The sequence below is a fragment of the Alteromonas lipotrueiana genome (genome assembly GCF_019249245.1).
Taxonomy (GTDB): Bacteria; Pseudomonadota; Gammaproteobacteria; order Enterobacterales; family Alteromonadaceae; genus Alteromonas; species Alteromonas lipotrueiana.
In genome coordinates this window covers 24,055-47,833 of the sequence record NZ_JAESDK010000022.1, presented here as the reverse complement: position 1 = coordinate 47,833, position 23,779 = coordinate 24,055, and the positions used below count along the sequence as shown (strand labels likewise).

General features: G+C 46.8%; 17 protein-coding genes. 6 read left to right on the top strand and 11 right to left on the bottom strand.

Annotated features, from left to right (window positions below):
• Positions 1-5 precede the first annotated feature (5 nt).
• From JK130_RS14085 to cadR, 7 genes are all read right to left on the bottom strand, one after another.
• Positions 6-1,151 (bottom strand): efflux RND transporter periplasmic adaptor subunit, encoded by a 1,146-nt coding sequence (locus JK130_RS14085; RefSeq protein ID WP_218354965.1) that lies wholly within the window; start codon positions 1,149-1,151, stop codon positions 6-8.
• A gap of 3 nt (positions 1,152-1,154) precedes the next feature.
• Positions 1,155-2,405: a TolC family protein gene (locus JK130_RS14080; RefSeq protein WP_218354964.1), complete on the bottom strand. Its 1,251-nt coding sequence runs from the start codon at positions 2,403-2,405 to the stop codon at positions 1,155-1,157.
• A 690-nt stretch (positions 2,406-3,095) separates the two neighbouring features.
• Positions 3,096-5,312 (bottom strand): AAA family ATPase, encoded by a 2,217-nt coding sequence (locus JK130_RS14075; RefSeq protein ID WP_218354963.1) that lies wholly within the window; start codon positions 5,310-5,312, stop codon positions 3,096-3,098.
• 4 nt (positions 5,313-5,316) lie between these two features.
• The gene (locus tag JK130_RS14070; protein WP_218354962.1) at positions 5,317-5,760 is read right to left on the bottom strand and encodes a hypothetical protein; all 444 of its coding nucleotides are present in this window, start codon (positions 5,758-5,760) and stop codon (positions 5,317-5,319) included.
• Between the two features lies 1 nt (position 5,761).
• Positions 5,762-6,157: a hypothetical protein gene (locus tag JK130_RS14065; RefSeq protein WP_218354961.1), complete on the bottom strand. Its 396-nt coding sequence runs from the start codon at positions 6,155-6,157 to the stop codon at positions 5,762-5,764.
• Entirely contained in the window at positions 6,158-8,362 is a 2,205-nt protein-coding gene (locus tag JK130_RS14060; protein WP_218354960.1) for a hypothetical protein, read from the bottom strand.
• Between the two features lie 112 nt (positions 8,363-8,474).
• Positions 8,475-8,882 (bottom strand): Cd(II)/Pb(II)-responsive transcriptional regulator, encoded by a 408-nt coding sequence (cadR, locus tag JK130_RS14055; RefSeq protein ID WP_218354959.1) that lies wholly within the window; start codon positions 8,880-8,882, stop codon positions 8,475-8,477.
• 95 nt (positions 8,883-8,977) lie between these two features.
• On the opposite strand from cadR, the gene JK130_RS14050 reads away from it, so the two are divergent.
• From JK130_RS14050 to JK130_RS14040, 3 genes are read left to right on the top strand one after another with little or no spacing between them, the layout of a single operon-like run.
• A complete protein-coding gene (locus tag JK130_RS14050) occupies positions 8,978-9,874 on the top strand; it encodes a cation efflux transmembrane domain-containing protein (RefSeq protein WP_218354958.1) in 897 nt (298 codons plus the stop codon).
• A gap of 3 nt (positions 9,875-9,877) precedes the next feature.
• Positions 9,878-10,390, top strand: coding sequence for a signal peptidase II (gene lspA, locus JK130_RS14045; protein WP_218354957.1), 513 nt, complete (start codon positions 9,878-9,880; stop codon positions 10,388-10,390).
• Between the two features lie 21 nt (positions 10,391-10,411).
• A complete protein-coding gene (locus JK130_RS14040; protein WP_218354956.1) occupies positions 10,412-11,701 on the top strand; it encodes an ISL3-like element ISPpu12 family transposase in 1,290 nt (429 codons plus the stop codon).
• 35 nt (positions 11,702-11,736) lie between these two features.
• Here JK130_RS14040 and JK130_RS14035 read toward each other — a convergent pair whose 3' ends face one another.
• The 4 genes from JK130_RS14035 to ubiG all read right to left on the bottom strand — a co-directional run bounded on the left by JK130_RS14035 (position 11,737) and on the right by ubiG (position 18,196).
• The gene (locus JK130_RS14035; protein WP_218354955.1) at positions 11,737-13,371 is read right to left on the bottom strand and encodes a site-specific integrase; all 1,635 of its coding nucleotides are present in this window, start codon (positions 13,369-13,371) and stop codon (positions 11,737-11,739) included.
• Entirely contained in the window at positions 13,319-14,614 is a 1,296-nt protein-coding gene (locus JK130_RS14030) for a tyrosine-type recombinase/integrase (protein ID WP_218354954.1), read from the bottom strand. Before JK130_RS14030 ends, JK130_RS14035 begins: the two co-directional genes overlap by 53 nt.
• 145 nt (positions 14,615-14,759) lie before the next feature.
• Positions 14,760-17,081, bottom strand: coding sequence for a class 1a ribonucleoside-diphosphate reductase subunit alpha (nrdA, locus tag JK130_RS14025; RefSeq protein WP_218354953.1), 2,322 nt, complete (start codon positions 17,079-17,081; stop codon positions 14,760-14,762).
• A gap of 410 nt (positions 17,082-17,491) precedes the next feature.
• Positions 17,492-18,196, bottom strand: coding sequence for a bifunctional 2-polyprenyl-6-hydroxyphenol methylase/3-demethylubiquinol 3-O-methyltransferase UbiG (gene ubiG, locus JK130_RS14020; protein WP_218354952.1), 705 nt, complete (start codon positions 18,194-18,196; stop codon positions 17,492-17,494).
• 286 nt (positions 18,197-18,482) lie between these two features.
• Here ubiG and gyrA point away from each other — a divergent pair, with 286 nt between their 5' ends.
• The 3 genes from gyrA (at position 18,483) to aroA (ending at position 23,660) form a co-directional block, all read left to right on the top strand.
• The gene (gyrA, locus tag JK130_RS14015) at positions 18,483-21,200 is read left to right on the top strand and encodes a DNA topoisomerase (ATP-hydrolyzing) subunit A (protein ID WP_218354951.1); all 2,718 of its coding nucleotides are present in this window, start codon (positions 18,483-18,485) and stop codon (positions 21,198-21,200) included.
• Positions 21,201-21,288: 88 nt separating this feature from the next.
• Positions 21,289-22,374, top strand: a complete 1,086-nt coding sequence (gene serC / locus JK130_RS14010; RefSeq protein WP_218354950.1) for a 3-phosphoserine/phosphohydroxythreonine transaminase — start codon at positions 21,289-21,291, stop codon at positions 22,372-22,374.
• A gap of 5 nt (positions 22,375-22,379) precedes the next feature.
• Positions 22,380-23,660 carry a 3-phosphoshikimate 1-carboxyvinyltransferase gene (gene aroA / locus JK130_RS14005; protein ID WP_218354949.1) on the top strand — a complete coding sequence of 427 codons (1,281 nt, stop codon included), beginning with the start codon at positions 22,380-22,382 and terminating at the stop codon, positions 23,658-23,660.
• The last annotated feature ends 119 nt before the right edge of the window (positions 23,661-23,779 follow it).

Genomic DNA, 23,779 nt, shown 5'->3' with positions numbered 1-23,779 from the left:
TCCTGTTAGTGGTTATGTGGGTCAAAACCGCCTTTAGCGATTTGTGAGCGAACGAAAAACGCGCCGTTGTCTACGTATTTTGTGCCTTCCTTAACGCCTCGAATAACTTTCCACGGACCCTTTTCATCAACCAATTCGACTTTCTTCGGTTCAAACTTTCCGGGTTCGTGCTCAATGAATATCTGCCAGTCACCATCAGATGCCCGCATTAAGGCTGAGTCCTTAACTGCAAGCACCGGTCCATCCGACTTGACTGAGAAATAAACATCCGCAAATAAACCAGGGTGTAATTGGTCCTTTTCGTTATTTACCGCAAGTCGTACCGTTCGGGTGCGGGTTTTATGGTCTATTGTGTGGCCTTCCTGAATGACTTTTGCCGCAAAGCGCTGATTGTCGACACTCACTGTAACAGGATCACCAAACTGCACATTAAGGTCAGCTGAGCCTGGTAGACGAGCATTAACCCACAAGGTTTCTTCTTGCAGCACTTCAACCAAGTGATTACCGGCATTAACTTGCTGGCCTTGCTTGAAGTTATCGCTAACCACAATCCCGCCAATTTCTGAGGTCAGTTGGTATTCGCCGATAGGGTAGTTAGCTTTACTTAAACGCTTAATGTCGCTGGCTGACATACCAAATGCTTTGAGTTGCGCTTGCGCTGAGGTAAAGGCGTTTTTCGCTTCGACAAAGCGTTTTTCACCCACCGTTGACTCGCCGAGTGACTGCACGCGTTGCCACTCGTTAAGTGTGACCAAATACTGACTTTGCGCCTCCGCCATGGTCGCGCTGAAGAGGGTTGCCAGCGGCTCACCTTTTTCGACGTGGTCGCCAATACTGACAAAACGTTTGAGCACGGTCGAGTCGATGCGCGGACTCACGATGTAGCTGTTAAAGTCGTTAGCAACCACCTCGCCCGGAGCATAAACCGGGTATTCAATAACTTGAGTTTGCAAGGTTCGCGTGGTGATATACGCCATGGACAGCTGCTTGCTGGATAGCTCCACGCCTGCACTTTCCTTATGTTCACATTGCTCGTGTTTGCCTTTTTCCTTGTGGGTATCTTCTTTTTCGTCGTGTCCGTGTTCATCCTGCGCCATAACCGAAAAGCTCAGCGCAAGTGCTATTGCTGCGTATAAAGGTTTTACTGACATCGTTTACTCTCCAATCTCTGCGTTTGTTGGCTGGCTTAACGGCGATAACGTCAGCGCTTTACTGAGTTCGCCCGAACGGTACAACCATTCAATGGCGGCCAACCGATATTGTGTTTGCAGCGCTATCCCTGCAAATTGGCTATCGAGCTGCTGTTGCACAGCGGTGAGGTAGTCTGTGGTGGATAGATCACCGGCGAGCCAGGACTGTTCAATCACCTGCATCGACTCATCCTGCCGAGATTGAAAGTCTTTTTGCCAGCTTTGCCACTGTTTTTTCACAAAGCGATAATTGTTAAGAGATGATTTCAGTGCTGCTTGCCATTGTTGCCTTAGTGCAATCAAACGTTTTTCTTCAGCAACAGCTTCGCTATTGGCTGCGCGTACTGCATCGCTGTAGTTATTGCGAATCTGTAGTGGAATGCTGAATGATAAGCCAACTACTGTTTCGTTATCGCTCTCGCCCGCTTCGACGCCTATGGTTGGGTTGGCGGTGGTTAACGAGCGTTTCCAGTCGACATTGGCGCGCTTTAATTGCCATTGCAGGTAAGCGGCTTTTAACGCTGGATGTTGTTGCCAACGAGCCGTTAACGCAGGTTCAACGTTAAATAGCTCCTCGTTAATGGAGAGTTGACCGACATCAGATGTTGTTAGCAGAGCGTTTAACTCTGCTTCAGCGGATTGCAGTTGTTGATAAGCCGCTGCCGTTTGTTGCAGTTGCCGACTTAGCGCGAGTACCGTCAGTTGTTCGTCGACGGCACCTAAGTCACCGGCTTTACGTCGTTCGGCAACCAAGCTTATCGCCTGTTTAACGATTTTCTCTTGTTGCTCGGCCAGTGCGTAACGCTGTTTTGCATCCAGCCATTGCACATAGGCATTCAACAGAGTTTTAGCATGCGATGTCGCCGACTGGCGATAAATACTCACTGCCATAGCCGTCATGGCGTCACTCTGACTGGCTCTTGCTTCATTGCGAGTGCTCCAGTCCAGCGTTTGGCTTAGACCAACAGTGTAGTTATTGATGTCACCCTCGCGCTCTAAGCGTGACGATAAGCTAGGGTTGTACAAAGGCTGATTTAATTGCTTGCCCTGTTGGATCAGCGCTTCAGCCTGCTGTTGAGCGGCTTCAACACTGGGGTGTTGCTGCACAGTTTTTTGCCATTGCTCGGGCAACTGTTGTGCATTGGCGTAGCTTGAACTTATTGCCAGACTTACGGCAACAAACAAGCGTTTGCTATGTGTCGAAAACGGACCCATAGATAGACTCCTCAGTCATATTACTGCGTAAAATAATGATTTCTTGCGCTGCTAACGCAGCTTATTAGGCAGTTATGAGGAGATGGGAGGCCGGAACAGCGGAGATGATAGAGGGTTAGTGTAAAACTCAGTATACCCAGGACGTATTGTGCCCATTCGTGGTAACGCGAGAGTTTTTTCAGCCTTCATGGCATATAAATGAAATGAACCATGGCAGTGACAGCAATGATGGCAGTCAAAGCTGATTTCGCCACTTTTAGGGAGGTTTCGCTTATCGATGTGCGATTCGTCATGCTCAAAATTGAGGTGTTGCTCAGAAGATGACTGGTGAGATTGATGCACGTCAGCAACCGACTGACTGATTTGAGTCAGAACGGCAGCAAGCACCAGTAATAAAAATCCCAGTCTAAGCATTTCAAACCTAAGCCATTTACATTAACGAGGTTAGAATACCGTGTTCAACTTCAAGCTGCAACTGTGTCTGCCGGAGTGATGCAAAGGCAACAATCGGACCTTGAAGTCAGAAATGCTAGATAGACCAGTTAGAGAGAAGTAAACACATTCTTGTTGGCCCTTTTTTAGGTTCGGGATTAAATTTTTCATGACATAATAGGTTTTACCTTCACCCCATTCCCCGTTAGGCATAACGAGCGAGGGAAGGATGTGTCTTCCAGTAACTTTAAAACCTGTCTAGAAAGCTGATGCATTATTTAGCGTCCCGAGTGAATGATAGCTAGTGTGCTCTTCGAAGTGATGTGTAAGCAAAGTGTGCCTATTCAAGGCATTGGATTGGCAAAGAGCATCGTTAAATGCGTTTCGATCGCCAAGTAAAACAACCTGTTTTTTTGCTCTTGTGATTGCAGTGTAAAGCATGTGCCTATCCAAATTTCGACTCTGCTTAACAACCACTACAACCCGATCAAATTGACTACCTTGTGATTTGTGTACAGTCAATGCGTAGGCAAAGTCCAGAGAGCAAAGCTTGGAGGCAGGGAGGTTCACGATTCGTCCAGTAAAATCAATGATGACCTCATTTCCCTTTTGTTCTATAACCTTTCCTATCGACCCATTACGAATATCGTGCTCATAGTCGTTCACAGTACACATGACCAATTCACCAATACGTAAGGCACTGCCTAGTATGGTGTGATTAAAATAGCCGAAGTCGGAGGAGTTAAAGGATAGCGGCTCCCCTTTGGCGAGAGAGTCATGAACAAGCAAGTTCAAGGCGTCAACACCTCCTATCTGGTGTTTGACTGGGGAGACCATTACAACTTCATTGGAAGTTCCATCTCCCCCTAATGTTTGGTATATGTCCAAGGCTCGTTTGTTTAACTCTGACGCCTCGCACTCAATAAAGCTAACGCCATTTTGTATTCCCGTATATGGTGCAAAGTTAATTTCGCTGGGAGCTTGCGGGTAACGTCTTATCGCCATCGCGACTGCCGGTATTCCAGATTCCTTAGTTTGCCTTTGAATTGCAGTTAATTGGGGATGGGGTAATGGCAAGTTGACCAGAGTATGTAACCCTAAACCAACCCCCACTGGCGGCAGTTGTTCTTCATCACCAGTGAGAATAATACGCCCGTTTTTTGGGAACCGTTTTAAAATCTTAAGTAACGACAAAATATCGACCATTGACGCTTCATCGACAATTATTACTGCATCATCCGATATCTCTTCCTGCTCTAAAGCAAGCACAAATTTCGCTATAGTCATTGCCTCTCGGCCAGTAGCCTCGGTAATTCGCTGTGCAGCCTTTCCAGCCAATGCGAGCAGGATGACCTGGCTTGTGTAGCCTAAAGCCTCCAGAGATGAGCATATAACCGCTATTACGGTTGTCTTACCACAACCGGCACCACCTGTTAGAAGAGTGAAAGAGTGCTTGCAGCACTGGAATACCGCATTGGTTTGTTCGTCCGTCAACTCAATCCCACTGTCCTTTTCGTACCTTTCAATCGCGTGATTAAGGTCTTTGTTCAAAGTATCTGAAACCGCTCGGAACTGCGATTTTGTTATGATGTCGGCAACAGTAGCTTCAACTATTGCCATACTCTTAACTTGTGCATAGTCACCAATAACGATTATTTCTTCGTGCGCTACCGCCACCTCTATCGCTTGAGCCGCGTCGAGTGGTTTAGGCAAAGTCCGTTTTAATCGATACCTAAGTTCATTGACCGGAAGACAGGTATGCCCACTATTAAAGGCTTTGAATAACACCTCTTTGGTGTACGCTATGAGTCTTTGCGGTGAATCTAGTGCCATTCCTAGCCGGTCGATTGCGTAGCCATCGACCATGTGCATGTCGGCCATAAAAGCAGTAAGGAAATATGGATTTTTCTTTATTTGCTCATAGGCATTATTTTTCCAAATTTCTAACACTGATTCTCCGACACGGGGTGGCACACCTAATTCATCGAGAAGCTGCAAGGTCCCAAGCTGTTCGTATTCTCTTAAACCACTAATGATACGTTCCGCTACATTTCGCCCGACGACCGGCAATAAGCGCTCAATGTCTCCCTCAATTGCGATCTGTATTAACCCATCTCCAAAACATTCAACAAGTTTTTCTGCTTTAAGGTCACTAATCCCCTTGAAGTCACTGGATTGCGCGAGAAGCTTCACTAGGTTTTCGTTTTTTGCTTTTTCAAACGTGAGGGACTCAGCTTCAATTACGCGCTCATTCGCTGTCGTACCGTCTTTCCAAATTATGGTTTCATCTTTGACTGCGCCTTTGACGCGCCAGATATGCCTATCTTTGAATAGGCTGGGGGATCGAGCCATTTTCCAATTAGCTTTAACGACATATCGTTTGGGGTTGGCCTCCAAGGTGGCCGCAGATAAAATAACCCCACCGAATGGACCTCTATTGCGAACTTTTCTAATTTGTAGGAGACCTTCAAACATTCCGTTACAGTCTCCCGGTGGCCATGAGATAATCCTCTATTGCCTTCAAGCGCTTGAGCTTCTCGTTAGCCTCTTTCAGTTCCCTCGTAACGTCGTATAGTTGTGCCTGTAGCGATGCATTTTGTTGCTGTTGAGAACTAATAAGTTTCGAGTCTTTGCTAGCGATTTTCAAAGCAGTCTCGTGCTGCCGCTTTTCGGTTCCTGAACGAGAGTCAGCGACCAGTATACCTTTCTTTACAAGTTTCCTTTTTATTAGGTTATAAAGCCTAAGGATCTTGGTGTTCCCCGTAATCCTCTTGCGATCAAATTCGCATTCTCTCGCAATCCGTTTCTTGTTTAAATCAAGCTTGTCTGGCAGGACATAATCGTCCCAATCATCTTCAACGCAGTGCAGTTTCACAAAGGCTCTGAATGTTTGATAATTTTTTTCTGCTTGGGGATTAGCCACCTTACACCTCTGTGTGCTTTTTAAGTCGTGGAGTGTATACAAACTGAGGGTCTATATTGTGGTCTTCTAACATTTGGTAGCAGTCGTTAAGCCGTAACTGTAACGCCTCAACTTGACTCTTTAAGTCTTCAATTTGTTTATTCTTACTTTCAAGTTTCTGCTTCATTCCATCAACTGGAGCCGGGCCTGTATTTGGCTCGGTGGATTGGTAGCCCTTGAGTATTTCTTTCACCTCTCGGTACCGTTTCATGTATTTCTTACTGCGATTAAGCGTCATTCTGCTGACACCTAGATTATCGACAAAATACTGGTGACCAAACTCACCTTTAAATTCTGGATTTTCGGCAAACCACTGCAAGGACGATAATGCTTTAGGTTCCCAATTTCTGTTAGCCATCTACATTGCCTCCGGATCATATACTTGAACGACGTCTATTCTTTGGTTCTTTTTCTCAGTCCAGTTTTCATAGGACTTTAAAGCATTCTCACATCCTTTTACCGTGTCAATGCAAAACTTAATATGCTGATCTAGAGGTTCTTCTGTATTGAGCTTTTCAGTTAATTCGCGGTAATTTGGAATTAGTGCGGCAAGCTGATTTTCGTAGTGAGTTTTTGTATTTAAGATGTTTTGCTTTGCTTCTAGATCGTCCGGGTCGATACCAAAATGTTCGCACCCTTCACCTGTATCTCCCCTTAGGCACATCATACCTTTTTCGCAAGGACTTACGTCTAGGTCTCTCTTGCATGTACCCCATGGAGTATAGTGAATCACCGACATTGTATGGTTTAGAACCCAGTCTATCTCGCTTTCAGGGACATCGTTGTCGCGCATACGCTTTATTCGCCGGCCAAGGGCATCATCTGGTGGGGGCTGGCTCAAATAGCGCTCACGAATAGTTTCAGCGCGTTCTTTTGATGTCCGATAGTCATAATGTCGACCTTGTCCCGGTGTTCGGCCCATGAACAGGTCAATCATCATTTCATTTTTCCCTGAACGCTTAAGCGCAGTCGTCAGCCAATGACGAATTTGATGAGTCTTTATGGATACTACGTTTCCGTCCTCATCTCTTATATCGTATCGCTCAAAAACGGTTTTACTCCTCGAAGACTTGTCGTTTGATATCCAACTCGAAAATGACTTTGCTGTCATTGGATGAGGGATGAATCCATGACCTGAGGATTGGCTCGTAAATGTCTCATCTTTTACTATAAAGAGAAGCTGACTAAATGGGACGGATACAGAGAAACTTTTCGATGAAAAGCTGCCAATTTTATTCTCATCAATGTGGTTCTCGTTGTAAATTTTTTGTCGATAAGCTTGGTACGTTGAATATGCGATAGACGATATTTTTTCTTTGCTGTACACCGTATGGGATTGATTTTTTTTTGCTCTGGGACTTTTGTATTTAATGAGGCCAACTTCAGCCGTTGCGTATCTTATCCTCAAGGCGCTGTATGAAATGCCGCTCTCATGTTGCACTTCACGTGACGGGCTGACTTCTGAACGCAAGAAATATAAGTTTGGATTGTAACCATTTTTTTTCAATGCTTCGGTTAATTGAGCTGGTCTAGAGTCAAATTTAAGAGCAGAAAGGAAAGCTGAAGACGCATCTTGCTCTACTTTCTTAGCGAACGCACGGTGTTCTGTTGTCAATTCCTTTATCCGCTTGTATGAGCTTACGATGACATCTTCCCACATGCGTGGTACTGGACGAGCGCTTGGGAGTTCGCCTTTCTCTGTTAAAACCTTCAGATAGTATTTTTCGTTAACCTCGTCATATTCGATGCAGTCATCTGTAAGCCTGCACAATTCACCTATGCGTAACCCGAAGGCCATCAAAAAAGGAACCGCGAGGAGTCTTAATTCATCATAACCCTCTTTTGGTTCTGGATGGGAGTGGGCTTCATCTTGTATTTTAAGGTGCTTGAAGTTATCAAATTTGGCTTTAACCTGGCCTAAATACTTGTCTATATTTTGATCATATTTTTTATTTCGGCGTTCTTCGTATTTGCTTGTTGTGACATCAGCTTGCTCGTGGGCTGGGTTCTTCATGTTAACTTTAGGATTAAACCGAGGTACAATTTTGAAAGGAATCAGCAACTGTTTAGTAATGGATACCATGGTTTTATAGCGCTCAAATGGGCCACGGCGCTTAAAGCGCAATTCAAGTGCTGGGATGGTTGCGTCAAGAGTGGATTGGTTGAACTTAATGAGTGACTCATCCATGTATGATACAGAGTTGGCGAGCCACGATAGTGCCCCAAGTTCAGTGGAGATGGTTCTCCCGACTTTACCGTTTTTAATACCTTTGAGAGCCCACAGTCGCATTATAACTGCCCAAACGCCGTCTACAGGCTCTCTATCGGACTTTTTCGTTTTTCCAGTAACTAGATTTTCATTTGCGTCCAATGGCTTCGTAAAATAGATGCTACGATTTTGGTATCGCCATACATCATCTGTCCATCCCCCCAATTGAGGATCTGTCTGGCTTAAAGTTTCGAACTCGTCGCGGGCATTTCTTTCTAGTTCATCTAATCGTAATAAAACACTTCGTAAACGCTTGTTTTGACGGATCTTATCGAGGTCCCCGACGCTGTTCATGAGTCCGATTCCTTTTTTAACAAGGGGTAAGCGGATTAAATGGTTGATCTTACCTTTGCATGAGAGTGAGGCAAACCGGCATCTCATCGGATTATCTGGTTGGCACTCCAACCTACTGCTGATGCATGCTTCCCTCGCTAATTCCAGCAAGAACCCCACACGCCTTAACTTCCCGGTCATCGTTGCAACGCGCTCTTAGTGAAACGAGTTGTTTCTCAAGTGCCTGTAGAGCGGTTATCTGCGAGCGCACATGAGAGATGTGATCATCGAGCAAGGCATTGACAGCGGTACAGGACTGATGAGGGTCGTCCTGATAGCGCTTTAGTTCGTGAATTTCTGCCAGTGACAGATCCAGGCTGCGGCAGCGACGAATAAAGGCCAGCCGCTCAACGTGTTTCTCGGTATAGACACGGTAACCGTTCTCCTGCCGACCAGGCGGCGGCAACAAGCCCTGCCGTTCGTAGAAGCGGATCGTCTGTGTATCTACCCCTACTGACTGTGCCAACTGACCAATACGCATCGGGTTCCTCCGCAACGGATTCTCTACGCTATTGACCTTATAGCGACTATATAGTTTTAAATGAAAACCCGATCACATTCAAGTGGAGTCATATCATGAGTAAAAACTGCGGAGGCCCCTGTGGCGACCATGCAAGGCCTGCGGCGGATACCGATATGCAGGCCTCCTCCGATGCGTCGGGGGAATGGGTCAGTGTTTATGCCGTGCCGAAGATGGACTGTCCATCAGAAGAGCGCATGATTCGCCTGGCCCTGAACGGCGTTGAGGGGATTCGGGCACTGTCCTTCGACTTGTCGAACCGCCGGTTGAAGGTCGTGCATGACGGTGAGGTCGAGCCCGTCACCGCGAAGCTGAAGACCTTGGAGCTAGGCGCCTCGCTTCAGGAAAGCGTCGCTGCCGATCCGGAGACCATCAAGGCGGCCGAGTTCTCGGCAGCCTCTGCCACGCAAGAATCCGGGACTCTGCGCTGGTTGCTCGGCATCAATGCGCTCCTTTTCGTAGTGGAAATGACAGCCGGCCTGATCGCCCAGTCCACCGGCCTGATTGGAGAGTCCCTGGACAATTTCGCCGATGCGGCCGTGTACGGGCTCGCACTTTATGCGGTTGGACATAGCGTGAGAATGCAGCTACGTGCCGCGCATGTTGCTGGTGTACTGCAACTGATCTTGGCTGTGGGCGTACTCATAGAGGTGGTGAGACGCTTTGTATTCGGTAGTGAGCCTGAATCGCTGGTGATGATGGCTATCGCATTCGTCGCATTGATTGCCAATACCAGTTGTCTGCTGCTCATATCCAAACATCGGGAGGGCGGGGCGCACATGAAGGCAAGCTGGATATTCTCGGCCAACGACGTGGTGATCAACCTGGGGGTCATCACCGCCGGCGCCCTGGTCGTGTGGACCGGTTCCAATTATCCGGATCTAATTATCGGCACCATCGCGGGGCTCGTCGTGCTTAACGGTGCCAGGCGCATTCTGGCGCTCAAGGGTTAAATAATGCTCATTATTGGCAAAAAGCTCTCGCCGTACGCCCTGTTGTCCATATCGGGCCTGCTGGCAACGTCTGATCAAGCTGTAAAGTGGCTGGTGCAGCAATCAATGGCCTATGGCGAGTCTGTTTCGGTGACCCCGTTCTTTAACTGGGTGCACCTAAGGAACACCGGTGCCGCATTCAGTCTTTTTGCGAATGGTGGAGGCTGGCAGCGCTACTTTTTTATCGGAATCGCGGTAGTGGTCTCGATTTTTCTGATCAAGCTGATCCTTGAAAATCGTCATAAAGGAGAAGCCATCGCTTACAGTCTTATCCTCGGTGGCGCCATGGGCAACCTGATTGACCGGGTCTTTCGCGGCTATGTTGTGGATTCCTTTGATTTCTATTGGCGAGACTGGCATTGGCCGGCCTTCAACCTGGCTGATATTGCAATTGTCCTCGGTGCCTTACTTTTCGTTTCCAGCAGCTTGTTGGGTAAAAAAGCAAACACCAATGCCGAGTCGGATGGATCTGACTGACACCTACGCCTATACAACACCATGACCGAACTTCCCGACAACATCCTTCACCTGCCGCAATACCAAGTACTGGGCTGCAAATCAACCGACGACGAAATGCACTTCCAGGTGGACGTGCCCGATCCCATCGCCCGCGAGGAATGCGGCGTGCAGGGTGAGTTCGTACGGTTCGGCAAGCGTGACGTTCCCTATCGTGATCTGCCCATCCACGGCAAGCGGGTCACTCTCTGGGTGGTCCGCCGCCGATACACCTGCCGGGCCTGCAAGACAACATTCAGGCCCCAGTTACCGGAGATGGTGGACGGATTCCGTATGACACTGCGGCTGCATGAGTACGTGGAGAAGGAATCCTTCAACCACCCCTACACCTTTGTGGCGGCACAGACCGGCCTGGACGAGAAGACGGTGCGCGACATCTTCAACGCCCGCGCCGAGTTCCTGGGGCGCTGGCACCGCTTCGAGACGCCCCGCATCCTGGGCATTGACGAGCTATACCTGAACAAGCGCTACCGCTGCATTCTGACCAACATTGAGGAGCGAACCCTGCTCGACCTGCTGGCCACCCGCCGCCAGGACGTGGTGACCAACTACCTGATGAAGCTGAAAGACCGGCAGAAGGTCGAGATCGTCAGCATGGACATGTGGAACCCCTACCGGGCAGCGGTCAAGGCTGTGCTGCCCCAGGCCCGTATCGTGGTCGATAAGTTCCATGTGGTGCGCATGGCCAACGATGCCCTAGAGAGAGTGCGCAAGGGCCTCAGAAAGGAGCTGAAACCGTCCCAGAGCCGGACTCTCAAGGGAGACCGGAAAATCCTGCTGAAACGCGCTCACGAAGTCTCAGACCGGGAGCGCCTCATCATGGAGACCTGGACAGGCGCGTTCCCGCAACTGCTGGCCGCCTACGAGCACAAGGAGCGCTTCTACGGCATCTGGGACGCCACCACACGGCTCCAGGCAGAAGCCGCCCTGGACGAGTGGATAGCCACCATCCCGAAGGGCCAAAAGGAAGTCTGGAGCGATCTGGTCAGGGCAGTGGGAAACTGGCGCGAAGAGACCATGACCTACTTCGAGACGGACATGCCCGTCACCAACGCTTACACGGAGTCCATCAACCGACTGGCCAAGGACAAGAACCGTGAAGGGCGCGGTTACTCCTTCGAGGTGATGCGGGCACGAATGCTCTACACCACGAAGCACAAGAAGAAGGCACCGACTGCGAAGGTCTCTCCTTTCTACAAGAAAACCATCGGTTACGGACTGCCGGACTTCGCAGAGGAACTCAACTACGGAGTCGATCTATCAACCATCTGAGGGTGGTATCAGATTGATGGGGTGAAGGTGCCCCATCAACCATTAAATCCGTATACCCTTAACAAGTTTTGAGCCTCGCAGATTTCGATAGCCCCTTGTAAAGCTTCATCCAATTGGTGCCGTACGGGGCCAGATGAATGTTGCTGGACAAACTCTCTCTCTGCTTCAATAACTTTTAGTTGGGCCTGATGATCTGCATTTTTAAATGGCCTGAATTTTCCGCATCCATAACAACTAACAGTAGGATGAAACTCACAGCTGGTTTGCTTTAAACATTTCCCAAGATTTGCAATTGAGCTCGTCCGAATCAGCCTACCTCCGACGGAACTGTCGTTTTCGTCAATAAGGAACCCTTTCCATCGCATGACGGCATTTTCTAGCACTATTGAAGAGTCAAATGTGTCGTCAATAAAATCAATCAAATCTCTATTGTAACGAAAGTAATGTTGAACCGAGTTAGTGGAACCGTGATCTAGGGCAATAGCGAGCTCTTCTGGTGTTTTCCCCTCCAGAACCATACGAGTACCCAAGGTATACCTGAACCGGTAACATGAAATTCTCAGTAGCGTGGGGTCGCCGTTATCATCCTTTACATGTCTTGAAAATATGTTTAATCGCTTGCCTAATGAAATGAATTTATGAGTTAACGCATTCGAATTTTTATGCCATGCATATTCTGTTAACTTATCATCTACAATTAACTCCTTGTCGACTTGCTCTCTTTTAAACAGGGGACGAGGAAGTGGGGTGCCTTTAGGATGAGTTAGTGACCTAACGGCATCCTGCTTGATTAGTTCACCAATCTCATTTGCCAGATCATCTGATAACTCCCGAAGCACGAAGTTATTTTGATTTCGGCGAAGCTGGGATACTTTCCCTTTTACGCGAGGGATATTGATATACCAACCCAGCTTAGAGGCGTCATAATAAATATCTGATTCTCGCAACAGCGCGAGTTGAATAGGGCGTAAACCAAACTGCATTGCCAACTTTATCATAACCCGTTCATGGATATTTACGTCATCATTTTGCAATGCCTGCGTGATTTCTCCTATTTCTGATCGTGTAAAAGGCCCGTATTCATGATCCAGCAGAGATACACGCGCCTTCTGGCCATGATTTTTAATTTTTGTTTCAGCGAGCTTAAACACAAGGGTTTCGTCAAAACCCCAATAGCAGTTTTCAATAGCGTAATTAGCGAATGCCCGAATAGACAACCAGACACTTTGATTTTGTTTGTTTTCTAATATCAGCCTGGATAATTGGGAGGCGATCTCCTTAGCAAACACTGCCTCATTAAGTAGCGCTTCATCAGAAAGCGAAATATGTTGAAGCACAGGAAGTCCGTAGGCATAGTGCATTATCATGGATGGACTGCGTGTTATTGCTGTGTCGAGCCAGCACTGTATCGCTATATAGCTCAGATAGTCGTATTTTGAATATTTGTCGCTTAGCCTGAAATTCGCAGTTCGACTGCCTAAATTGATTAAGCGTATTGAACTCTTTAACCGTCCGTCTGAATTGCGAATCGTGACCTTCTGACCAAAAAAAGTCTCTATCTCGTAGGGAAGTGGTTCGTAATCATGATTTAGGCGTTTTGCTTCCGCGTATAAGTATTCATAACAATCTACGCTCTGATTTGCTAGATAAACTGTGTTTGCATGCGCCATCCACAGGCCCCTTTTTAGTATCTTTTTCGGCTAAATATTCGTTTATTTTTCTCATTAGATGAGCGTTAGTGTAGCGCTTAGGCATCGAGCTTGTGCTAGTCCATCCTCCCCAAGTCGTAAGTGTATCTTGCATGTCGCCAGCTTTAATCATAGGAGAGTTGCTGTTTGCATATTTATTGTCAACCGACTCTCGCAATTCATTCATTCTTGCCACTCGAAAACGATGGGGCGTAATAACATCAGCTAATCCCTTGGTCTTATTAAAGATTGTTTCGACCACATACTCAAGGCCTGAAGTTGTCATTGCACCGCCGTCGTGTTCACTCACAAAAAGATAACCTGTCAATTGTCCCCTGTAAGGCTTGCGAAGCTTTGGCCGGTGATCTTCAATATATTCTACGATTAAATCACGTAATCCAGGACTGATAGGGAGTTCGCGATTTCGTGTTTTATGAGATGCTCCATCTCGACGATGCCGTTTTAAGTTGTTTCCCGCGGCGGACTGTTGAATAACGACCGTGGCATTATGAGTTAATTTTAAGTCCAGGTCGTTATTCCTTAGCAAAACCAACTCAGAAGCCCTACAGCCAAGTTCAATTAGAAGCAATATGAGGCATGCATTTCTAATTTGAAGGCTCGTACGGAAGGGGTTTACCTCGTTTTTGAGGTCGTCGCTTGAGGGGCGGATCACAAGCTTGATTATTTCAATTTCCGCTGGTGAAAGGGGGGGAATCTGGCGAGTTTGGTTTTCTACATCGCAAGTTGAATATTTCTTCTTCTTGAGTAGAGCGTCCAGCTTATCTACTCTCTTCTGATGAATATCTGCCATTTCAATATTCTCTACACGGGCTATATAACGTGAGTAGTGAAATCTTAAAAAGGATCGAATGGAGTCCAACCTGCGATTAAACGTGGAGGGAGCGATCAAAATATGGTCTTCAATGTTATGGTTAAAGTTGAGTAACAGAAAACTTGTGAGTTGATTTACTTGCCTTGAAGACAATGTTTTTAACCGTGCAGCATCAGAAAAGAAATCGCTATACTCAGTGCTTACGAACTCATAAAACACGCAAAGATCGCGTGCTCTAGCTTCTACCGTATTGAACTTCCCGGAAAGCCATAAATCCCATATCCATAACGCTGAGCTAGGCTCGGGAATGCTAAAATTATTCTTATCGATCAGTAATGGTAGCCTCTGATCGTTGTACTGTGGGTGAGGTATGCTTAGAACTGAATAACGCATCGAAATGTTACACTTTAAACTAAGAAAAGATATTCAAGTATAGTGAGCAAAAAAGGGGCGTCAAGCGCCCCTTTCTAAGTTATTGATTTATTTAGTGTAACGGAAAGTTATCCACAATAATGTTACACTTTATAAAACACAGCTATCATATTTTACACGCACCCCCTGCGCAATCGTCATCTTCTTCAATGATGGCTTCCTGTGCCAGCGGTTTTTGCTGCTGGCTTTTAACTTCCACAGAGCTCGCGTCAGCTGCACCATCACGAGTATTGTGATAATAAAGTGTTTTAACGCCCAGTTTGTAGGCTGTTAATAAGTCTTTTAATAACAGTTTCATGGGCACTTTGCCATTAGCATGACGACTTGGATCGTAGTTGGTATTGGCAGATATCGTTTGGTCGATAAATTTTTGCATAATACCCACCAGTTGCAGGTAACCATCATTAGATGGAATATCCCACAACAGCTCGTATTTTTCTTTAAGAGTCTCGTACTCAGGCACCACCTGCTTTAACACACCATCTTTGCTCGATTTAATGCTGATATGCCCTCGTGGCGGCTCAATACCGTTTGTTGCATTAGATATTTGCGATGAGGTTTCTGAGGGCATCAACGCTGATAAGGTCGAATTGCGCAGGCCGTGAGTTTTAATGTCTTCGCGCAGTGAATCCCAGTCACAATGCAATGGTTCGTTGCACACTGAGTCCAGATCCTTTTTATAAGAATCAATAGGCATAATACCTTGCGAATACGTAGTTTCGTGAAACTTAGGACACGCACCTTTTTCTTTGGCTAAGTTGTTTGATGCCTTAAGCAGATGATACTGCATTGCTTCGAAGGTACGATGAACCAGCCCATTGGCGCTGTGATCAGAATAACGCACGTTATTTTTAGCCAAAAAGTAGGCAAAGTTAATCACGCCCACACCCAGGGTACGGCGATTCATCGTCGCATTGCGGGCCGCCGGCACCGGGTAATCCTGATAATCCAGTAAACTGTCTAAGGCGCGCACGGCTAAATCTGATAACTCTGCAAATTCGTCTGTTGATTCAATGGCGCCCAGGTTGAAGGCCGACAGAGTACACAAGGCAATTTCGCCTTCTTCATCGTTCACATGACGCAATGGCTTGGTAGGCAGCGCAATCTCAAGACACAGATTACTTTGTCGTACCGGAGCCACCGAGGGGTCGAATGGGCTGTGGGTATTGCAGTGATCAACATTCTGCAGATAAATACGACCTGTAGAAGCACGCTCTTGCATAAATAGACTAAACAGCTCCATGGCCTTGATGCGTTTTTTACGAATACTGTCGTCGTTTTCGTATTTTACATATAGCTCTTCAAATTTTGCCTGATCAGCAAAAAACGCATCGTACATACCCGGGCAATCAGAAGGGCTGAACAAGGTAATATAATCATCTTTCATCATGCGCTGGTACATCAGTTTATTAAACTGCACACCATAATCTAAATGACGCACCCGGTTTTCTTCCACACCGCGGTTATTTTTAAGAACCAGTAATGATTCAACCTCTAAATGCCACAACGGGTAAAATAAAGTGGCAGCTCCGCCGCGTACACCACCTTGCGAGCAGCTTTTAACCGCAGTTTGAAAATACTTATAAAACGGAATACAGCCGGTATGAAAAGCTTCACCCCCGCGAATAGGACTACCCAATGCCCGTATACGGCCAGCATTAACGCCAATACCCGCGCGTTGACTGACGTATTTAACAATAGCCGACGAGGTCGCGTTGATGGAGTCCAGGCTATCGCCGGTTTCAATTAATACGCACGAGCTAAACTGGCGCGTAGGGGTGCGTACACCTGACATTATTGGCGTTGGTAAAGATAACTTAAAAGTCGAAGCCGCATTGTAAAAGCGTCGTATGTAGGTCAAACGTGTTTGTTTGGGGTAATTTGCAAATAAACACGCTGCCACTAATATATACAGAAACTGAGCGCTTTCATAAATATCCCCGGTCACCCGGTTTTGAACCAGATACTTACCTTCCAGCTGCTTGACCGCCGCATAGCTAAAGTTCATATCACGCCAGTGATCAATGTAAGAGTCCATCTCGGCGAATTCTTCTGGGGTAAAGTCTTCGAGCAAATGCGCATCGTATTTTTGCGCATCGACCATTTTAACGACATGGTCGTAAAGGGCAGGGGGTTCAAACTGGCCATAGGCTTTTTTACGTAGATGAAATACAGCCAGACGCGCTGCCAGGTACTGATAATCCGGGGCATCGGTTGAAATAAGGTCGGCTGCCGATTTAATCAGGGTCTCATGAATTTCACCGGTTTTGATACCGTCATAAAACTGAATTTGCGCTTTAATTTCTACCTGAGAAACAGAAACATTGTTAAGGCCTTCTGCCGCCCAGGCCACCACTTTATGAATTTTTTCAAGGTCAATGGGCTCTTTTTCACCGTTACGTTTGGTGACTAGTAAATCGTTATTCATGATATCTGGCCGTTTTTCTGTTAGCGCTGGTCGCGTGGGCAGTGCCCGATTATATTATAAGTCGTAACCGACAATTTTTATCGATGGCAAATAGCCCCGCGACATGCATTAAGCCTCGTCGATGAAAATATCAACACGAGTGCGCCAAGGGTCTAATTGAATAGCCACAAGATAGTGAGGTTTAAGGTGTAATGCAACCGAATATCCGGACCAAAATGGTGCATTCGGAGTGTCAAGTTTTTAATGTTAGTAGTGACTAACCTAATACGGATTTGCAATCGCCATATATCCAGATTGCAACCTTTTTTAGCGGAAGATAAAATTTAAAAATTTTAGGGTGAAATAAAGCGGCTGCTGACAAATTATCGATATGTAGTGGTCAAAATTTGACAGCAGCACTAGATGTAGTGTCACATCGCTTTTACACTGTGTAGCATATAGTTGACGTCAAGGTTCTGATCAGACGTATAAAAGGTCTGCGTGACAGGATTCATATGCAGGCCTGTAGCATGGCGTGTGACCAGCCCTGAATTATCCATCATGCTCATCAGCTCAGAAGGTTTGATAAAGCGTTGATACTGGTGGGTACCTTTAGGAACCAGTTTCAAAATATATTCGGCTGCAACAATACCCAGTGCATACGCTTTAGGGTTTCTGTTTAATGTAGAAAAGTAGACTGAGCCGCCGGGTTTCACTAACTGTGCACAGGCAGCCACCACTGAGGCCGGGTCGGGCACATGTTCTAGCATTTCCATACAGGTCACGACATCGAATTGTCCCGCATGTTGCGCGGCATAGGTTTCGGCAGTCACGCAGTCATAATTAACCTGTATGCCCGATTCTAAACCATGCAATCGCGCGACCTCAAGCGACGCCTCAGCCATATCGATACCTGTAACCTGCGCTCCCATTCGCGCCATCGACTCAGCTAATATGCCGCCCCCGCAACCCACATCGAGAACTTTTTTATCAAATAAACCATCAACATGCTGAGCGATAAAATCTAAACGCAACGGGTTGATTGCGTGAAGGGGTTTAAATTCACCTTCGGTGTCCCACCAGCGAGACGCCAAATCACCAAATTTAGAAATCTCCTGCGGATCAACATTTGCCATGACCGGGCCCCATCGTTAACTTAAAACACTAACATAGCGCAAAACCAGTCCTAATAGCACGCTTTTGCGAACGCGTAGGGGTGTATATGGATGAAAAATAGACGCTTGAGATCTTACTTAGCATTTGCTGTGATTAACCGCTACATAATTTCTCCGGTCAGTGATACACTCATTCATTGATCTATTACCCCAATAATAAGAATGTGTGAAGCCAGCCGTTCGGCTGTTTCGGACTTTTTATGTCCGCTAGTGCGCACTAAACCTAAGCTAAGGGAAAAAGCAGTTTATGACTGATAACGCTAAAGAAATTCTCCCCGTTAACATAGAGGAGGAGCTTAAAAACTCTTATCTCGACTATGCGATGAGCGTTATTGTTGGCCGGGCGTTACCTGATGTTCGTGACGGTTTGAAACCAGTGCACCGTCGGGTGTTGTTCGCCATGAACGAATTGAAGAACGACTTCAATAAGCCGTATAAAAAATCTGCCCGTGTGGTGGGTGATGTGATTGGTAAATACCATCCGCATGGCGACTCTGCAGTTTATGACACTATTGTGCGTATGGCGCAGCCCTTTTCATTACGGTACATGCTGGTAGATGGTCAGGGAAACTTTGGTTCGGTTGACGGCGACTCGGCAGCAGCAATGCGTTACACCGAAGTTCGTATGGCAAAAATTGCCCATGAACTCCTGGCCGACCTGGACAAAGAAACCGTCGACTTTGTACCAAACTATGATGGTACTGAGTTTATTCCAGAGGTCTTGCCCACCAAAGTACCTAACCTGTTGGTTAATGGTTCATCGGGTATTGCCGTGGGCATGGCGACGAATATTCCCCCCCACAACCTGAATGAAGTTATCAACGGCTGTATTGCGCTAATTGAAGACCCTGACATTGCTATTGAAGGTCTGATGGAGCATATCCCGGGTCCGGACTTTCCTACCGCTGCAATGATTAGCGGTCGCAAGGGTATCGAAGATGCCTATCGCACCGGGCGCGGCAAAATCTACTTACGAGCTAAAGCCGATATCGAAACCGAGAGCAATGGTAAAGAAACCATCATTGTGAACGAAATTCCTTATCAGGTTAATAAGGCGCGTTTGATTGAAAAGATTGCCGACCTGGTTAAAGAGAAACGTATAGAAGGTATCTCGGCACTACGAGATGAATCTGACAAAGACGGTATGCGCATTGTTGTTGAAGTTAAGCGTAACGAGTCAGCCGAAGTATTACTGAATCATTTGTATGCCAATACCCAGCTTCAAACGGTATTTGGTATTAACATGGTGGCGCTGGATAACAACCAGCCAAAAGTTTTCAACCTTAAAGAAGTACTCGAGTGCTTCATTTTGCACCGCCGCGAGGTAGTGACCCGTCGTACCGTATTCGAATTACGCAAAGCACGTGACCGGGCGCACATTCTTGAAGGCCTGGCGATTGCCCTGGCTAACATTGACCCGGTAATCGAGCTTATCAAAGCGTCAAACAGTCCTGCCGATGCTAAAAAATCATTGGTTGGCCAGGGCTGGGAACTGGGCGATGTCTCGCAAATGCTCGAACGTGCTGGCAATGACGCGGCGCGTCCAGAGTGGCTGGCGCCTGAATTTGGAATTCGCGACGATAAATACTACCTGACTGAGCAACAAGCTCAGGCTATTCTTGATTTACGCTTACACAAATTGACCGGTCTGGAACATGAAAAAATTCTGGCTGAGTACAAAGATTTGCTTGAGCAAATTGCTGAATTAATGCATATCCTTGAGAGCCCGGAACGTCTGATGGAAGTCATTCGTGAAGAGCTTGAAAAAGTTCGTGATGAATTTGGTGATGTACGTCGTACCGAAATCACTGCCGCAACTCACGATATTGATATTGAAGATTTGATAGAGCGTGAAGAAGTGGTGGTTACGCTTTCTCGGGAAGGCTATGTAAAATATCAGAAACTATCTGATTATGAAGCACAGCGTCGGGGCGGTAAGGGCAAGTCTGCCACTAAGATGAAAAATGAAGACATCATCGAACGTCTGCTGGTGGCCAATACCCATGATCATATTCTGTGCTTTTCTACTCGTGGACGTTTGTACTGGCTCAAAGTGTATCAACTGCCATTTGCCAGCCGTAATGCCCGTGGCCGGCCCATTGTAAATATTTTACCCTTGGAGCCAAACGAGCGTATTACTGCCATTTTGCCTATCAAAGAATTTGAAGAAGGCAAGTTTGTATTAATGGCAACGGCGAATGGTACCGTTAAGAAAACCGATTTGAGCCTGTATTCACGCCCGCGTTCAAGTGGCATTATTGCGGTAAATTTGAATGAAGGCGATGAGTTAATTGGCGTTGCCATTACGCATGGCGATGACGATATCATGTTGTTTTCAGATGAAGGTAAAGTAGTACGATTCAATGAAAAACTGCGTGATTCAGAAACCGGCGAGGTTAAACGCGACCCTGAAACTAATGAAGAGTTGTTAGCATTGCGTCCTATGGGTCGTACCGCTACCGGTGTGCGTGGTATTCGGTTAAAAGAGGGTCAGCGCGTTGTATCATTAATTGTACCGCGTGGTGACGGGGCTATTTTAACTGCGACCGAAAACGGTTTTGGTAAACGTACACCGTTACAGGATTATCCTGCTAAGAGCCGGGCAACCCAGGGTGTGGTATCCATTAAAGTATCAGAGCGCAACGGTAAAGTTGTAGGCGCGGTACAGGTTGATGAGACCGATGAAATAATGCTTATCAGTAACCAGGGCACGCTGGTGCGCACCCGGGTTGATGAAGTTTCGGTTGTTAGCCGCAATACACAGGGCGTTCGCCTGATTCGTACCGCAGAAAACGAGGCGGTAGTAGGCTTACAGCGCATCGAAGAAGTTGAAGATGTTATTGAACTGGATGAAAACGGCGATCCGGTTATTCAGAGCCCCGAAGCAAACTCTACCCAAGCAACGGAGTCTGTGGCAGAGCCAGATAACAGCCACGATGATGAAGCGTCAGCAGCCGACGACTGATCCTTAAAACCGGCTTGCCGGTTTAGCGATGGTTAATGTGCAAGCGGCTTCTGGCCGCTTGTTTTGTTTTACAACGAGATAAACGACTATGTCTAAAGTGTTTAATTTTAGTGCGGGGCCGGCCATGCTTCCTGAACCGGTTATGCAGCAGGCTCGCGAGCAATTTGTCGACTGGAATGCAAGCGGCTCCTCGGTTATGGAAGTGAGCCATCGGGGATCCGAATTTTTAGAGGTTGCAAGCCAGGCCGAACAGGATCTACGTGACTTATTAGCGGTTCCTGATAACTACAACGTTCTTTTTATGCATGGCGGGGGGCGAGGTCAATTTGCTGCGGTTCCGCTAAACTTATCTACACCTCAACAGTCTTCTTTACATCTGGTTTCAGGTTCGTGGTCAAAAGGCGCGGTCGCAGAAGCCAGCAAATATAATCAGGCTAAAATTATCGGCGAGCCCCAAATAAAAGATGGATTAACTTTTATGCCGCCGCCCAATCCTGAATTAATTGAGGCTAACGCGGCGTATCTGCATTTTTGTCCCAATGAGACAGTAGATGGTGTGGCGTACGACTGGCTTCCCGAATCAAACGGTGTGCCGCTAGTCGCCGATATGTCTTCTACCATATTGTCTCAGCCGCTTGATGTTTCGCGTTACAGTGTGTTGTATGCCGGCGCTCAAAAGAATATCGGACCTTCGGGTCTGTCGGTGGTGATAGTAGATGAAGAGCTGGTTGGTAAAGCTCAGTCGGTGACACCGTCTATTTTTGATTATAGTCTGGCAGCGAAGCACGACTCTATGTATAACACGCCGCCTACTTTTTCCTGGTATTTGGCGGGCCTGGTGTTTAAATGGTTAAAATCTATCGGCGGTTTAGACGAAATGGCACGCCGTAATCACCGTAAAGCCGCTACGCTATACAATGCTATCGACGCGTCAGACTTTTATCAAAACCGGATTCATCCAGAATGCCGTTCTAGAATGAATATACCTTTTCAACTGGCAAATGCTGATTTGGATAGCCGTTTTTTACAAGAGGCGGAAGCTGCAGGACTTAAAGCGCTTAAAGGGCATCGTTCAGTAGGGGGAATGCGTGCCAGTAGTTATAACGCTATGCCGCTGGAAGGGGTCACCGCACTGGTTAGTTTTATGACCGAATTTGAACGTAAGTACGGATAAGTAATATGCAACAATTAACACTACAGCCGGTGGGCCGGGTTCAGGGCGAGGTGAATGTACCGGGCTCCAAAAGTTTGTCAAACCGGGCGTTATTGCTGGCTGCGCTGGCCGAAGGCGAAACCACACTGACCAATCTTTTAGACAGCGATGATATTCGACATATGCTCAACGCACTGTCTATGTTGGGGGTGGACTATTCTTTAAGTAACAATAATACGTGTTGTACGGTTACCGGTCTGGGAAGAGCTTTTTCCCACTCGCAATCATTGGAGCTCTTTTTAGGTAATGCCGGAACCGCTATGCGTCCGCTTTGCGCCGCTTTAGCTGCCAGTGAGTTATCAGTAAGTCTGACTGGGGAGCCGCGTATGGAAGAGCGGCCCATCGGCGATTTGGTTGAGAGCTTACAGCAAGCCGGTGCAAACATCGTTTATCAGAAAAATGCAGGGTATCCACCGTTGACAATTAAAGGTCAACGTTTAAAAGGCGGCGATATCACCGTTGACGGAAGTGTGTCTAGCCAGTTTTTAACCGCCTTACTCATGGCCGCCCCGCTATTTAGTGAAACAACCACGATCAAAATCAAAGGTGAACTTGTTTCCAAACCCTACATCGATATTACTCTTAATACAATGGCGCAATTCGGGGTTGAGGTGGCGAATAACAATTACCGTAATTTTACTATTGAGGCAGGCCAGCGTTATGTATCACCCGGCCGTTTCTTAGTAGAAGGAGATGCCTCATCTGCCTCATACTTTTTAGCGGCGGGCGCCATTAAAGGTGGCACGGTAAAAGTGACCGGTATTGGGAAAAACAGTATTCAGGGAGATATTCGTTTTGCCGAAGTACTTGAGCAAATGGGCGCAAAAATCAAGTGGCATACAGATTATATTGAAGTTACCGGCGCTCCTTTGTCGGGTATTTCAATGGACATGAACCACATACCTGATGCAGCAATGACGATTGCCACCACTGCGCTGTTTGCCCGCGGGCCTACCACCATCAGCAATATTTATAACTGGCGGGTAAAAGAAACCGATCGTTTGTATGCTATGGCAACAGAATTAAAAAAGTTAGGTGCCGGGGTGGAAGAGGGACAGGATTACATTACTATCACGCCACCAGATACACTGCAGCATGCCGCTATAGATACCTACAATGACCACCGCATTGCGATGTGTTTTTCGCTAGTTGCATTAAGTAATACAGCCGTAACCATAAACGATCCGGGATGCACGGCAAAAACGTTTCCAGATTATTTTGAAAGATTTGCCACACTTTGCCAGTAAGACGGTGAGCGCAATGCACTGGATTTTTGGTCAGTAGTATGATTCGGGGACAGAGCATTGCACTACCGGTGGGAGTGCGTATAATTGCGCCCGATTTTTTAACCTTTTGTTAATAACTG

Coding starts and splice junctions, on each gene's coding strand:
- JK130_RS14050 (WP_218354958.1), top strand. CDS start 8,978: ATGAGTAAAAACTGCGGAGGCCCCTGTGGCGACCATGCAAGGCCTGCG.
- serC (WP_218354950.1), top strand. CDS start 21,289: ATGTCTAAAGTGTTTAATTTTAGTGCGGGGCCGGCCATGCTTCCTGAA.
- JK130_RS14065 (WP_218354961.1), bottom strand. CDS start 6,157: ATGGCTAACAGAAATTGGGAACCTAAAGCATTATCGTCCTTGCAGTGG.
- ubiG (WP_218354952.1), bottom strand. CDS start 18,196: ATGGCAAATGTTGATCCGCAGGAGATTTCTAAATTTGGTGATTTGGCG.
- JK130_RS14080 (WP_218354964.1), bottom strand. CDS start 2,405: ATGGGTCCGTTTTCGACACATAGCAAACGCTTGTTTGTTGCCGTAAGT.
- JK130_RS14030 (WP_218354954.1), bottom strand. CDS start 14,614: ATGCGTTATTCAGTTCTAAGCATACCTCACCCACAGTACAACGATCAG.
- lspA (WP_218354957.1), top strand. CDS start 9,878: ATGCTCATTATTGGCAAAAAGCTCTCGCCGTACGCCCTGTTGTCCATA.
- JK130_RS14060 (WP_218354960.1), bottom strand. CDS start 8,362: ATGAACAGCGTCGGGGACCTCGATAAGATCCGTCAAAACAAGCGTTTA.
- JK130_RS14075 (WP_218354963.1), bottom strand. CDS start 5,312: ATGTTTGAAGGTCTCCTACAAATTAGAAAAGTTCGCAATAGAGGTCCA.
- cadR (WP_218354959.1), bottom strand. CDS start 8,882: ATGCGTATTGGTCAGTTGGCACAGTCAGTAGGGGTAGATACACAGACG.
- nrdA (WP_218354953.1), bottom strand. CDS start 17,081: ATGAATAACGATTTACTAGTCACCAAACGTAACGGTGAAAAAGAGCCC.
- JK130_RS14040 (WP_218354956.1), top strand. CDS start 10,412: ATGACCGAACTTCCCGACAACATCCTTCACCTGCCGCAATACCAAGTA.
- gyrA (WP_218354951.1), top strand. CDS start 18,483: ATGACTGATAACGCTAAAGAAATTCTCCCCGTTAACATAGAGGAGGAG.
- JK130_RS14035 (WP_218354955.1), bottom strand. CDS start 13,371: ATGGCGCATGCAAACACAGTTTATCTAGCAAATCAGAGCGTAGATTGT.
- JK130_RS14085 (WP_218354965.1), bottom strand. CDS start 1,151: ATGTCAGTAAAACCTTTATACGCAGCAATAGCACTTGCGCTGAGCTTT.
- aroA (WP_218354949.1), top strand. CDS start 22,380: ATGCAACAATTAACACTACAGCCGGTGGGCCGGGTTCAGGGCGAGGTG.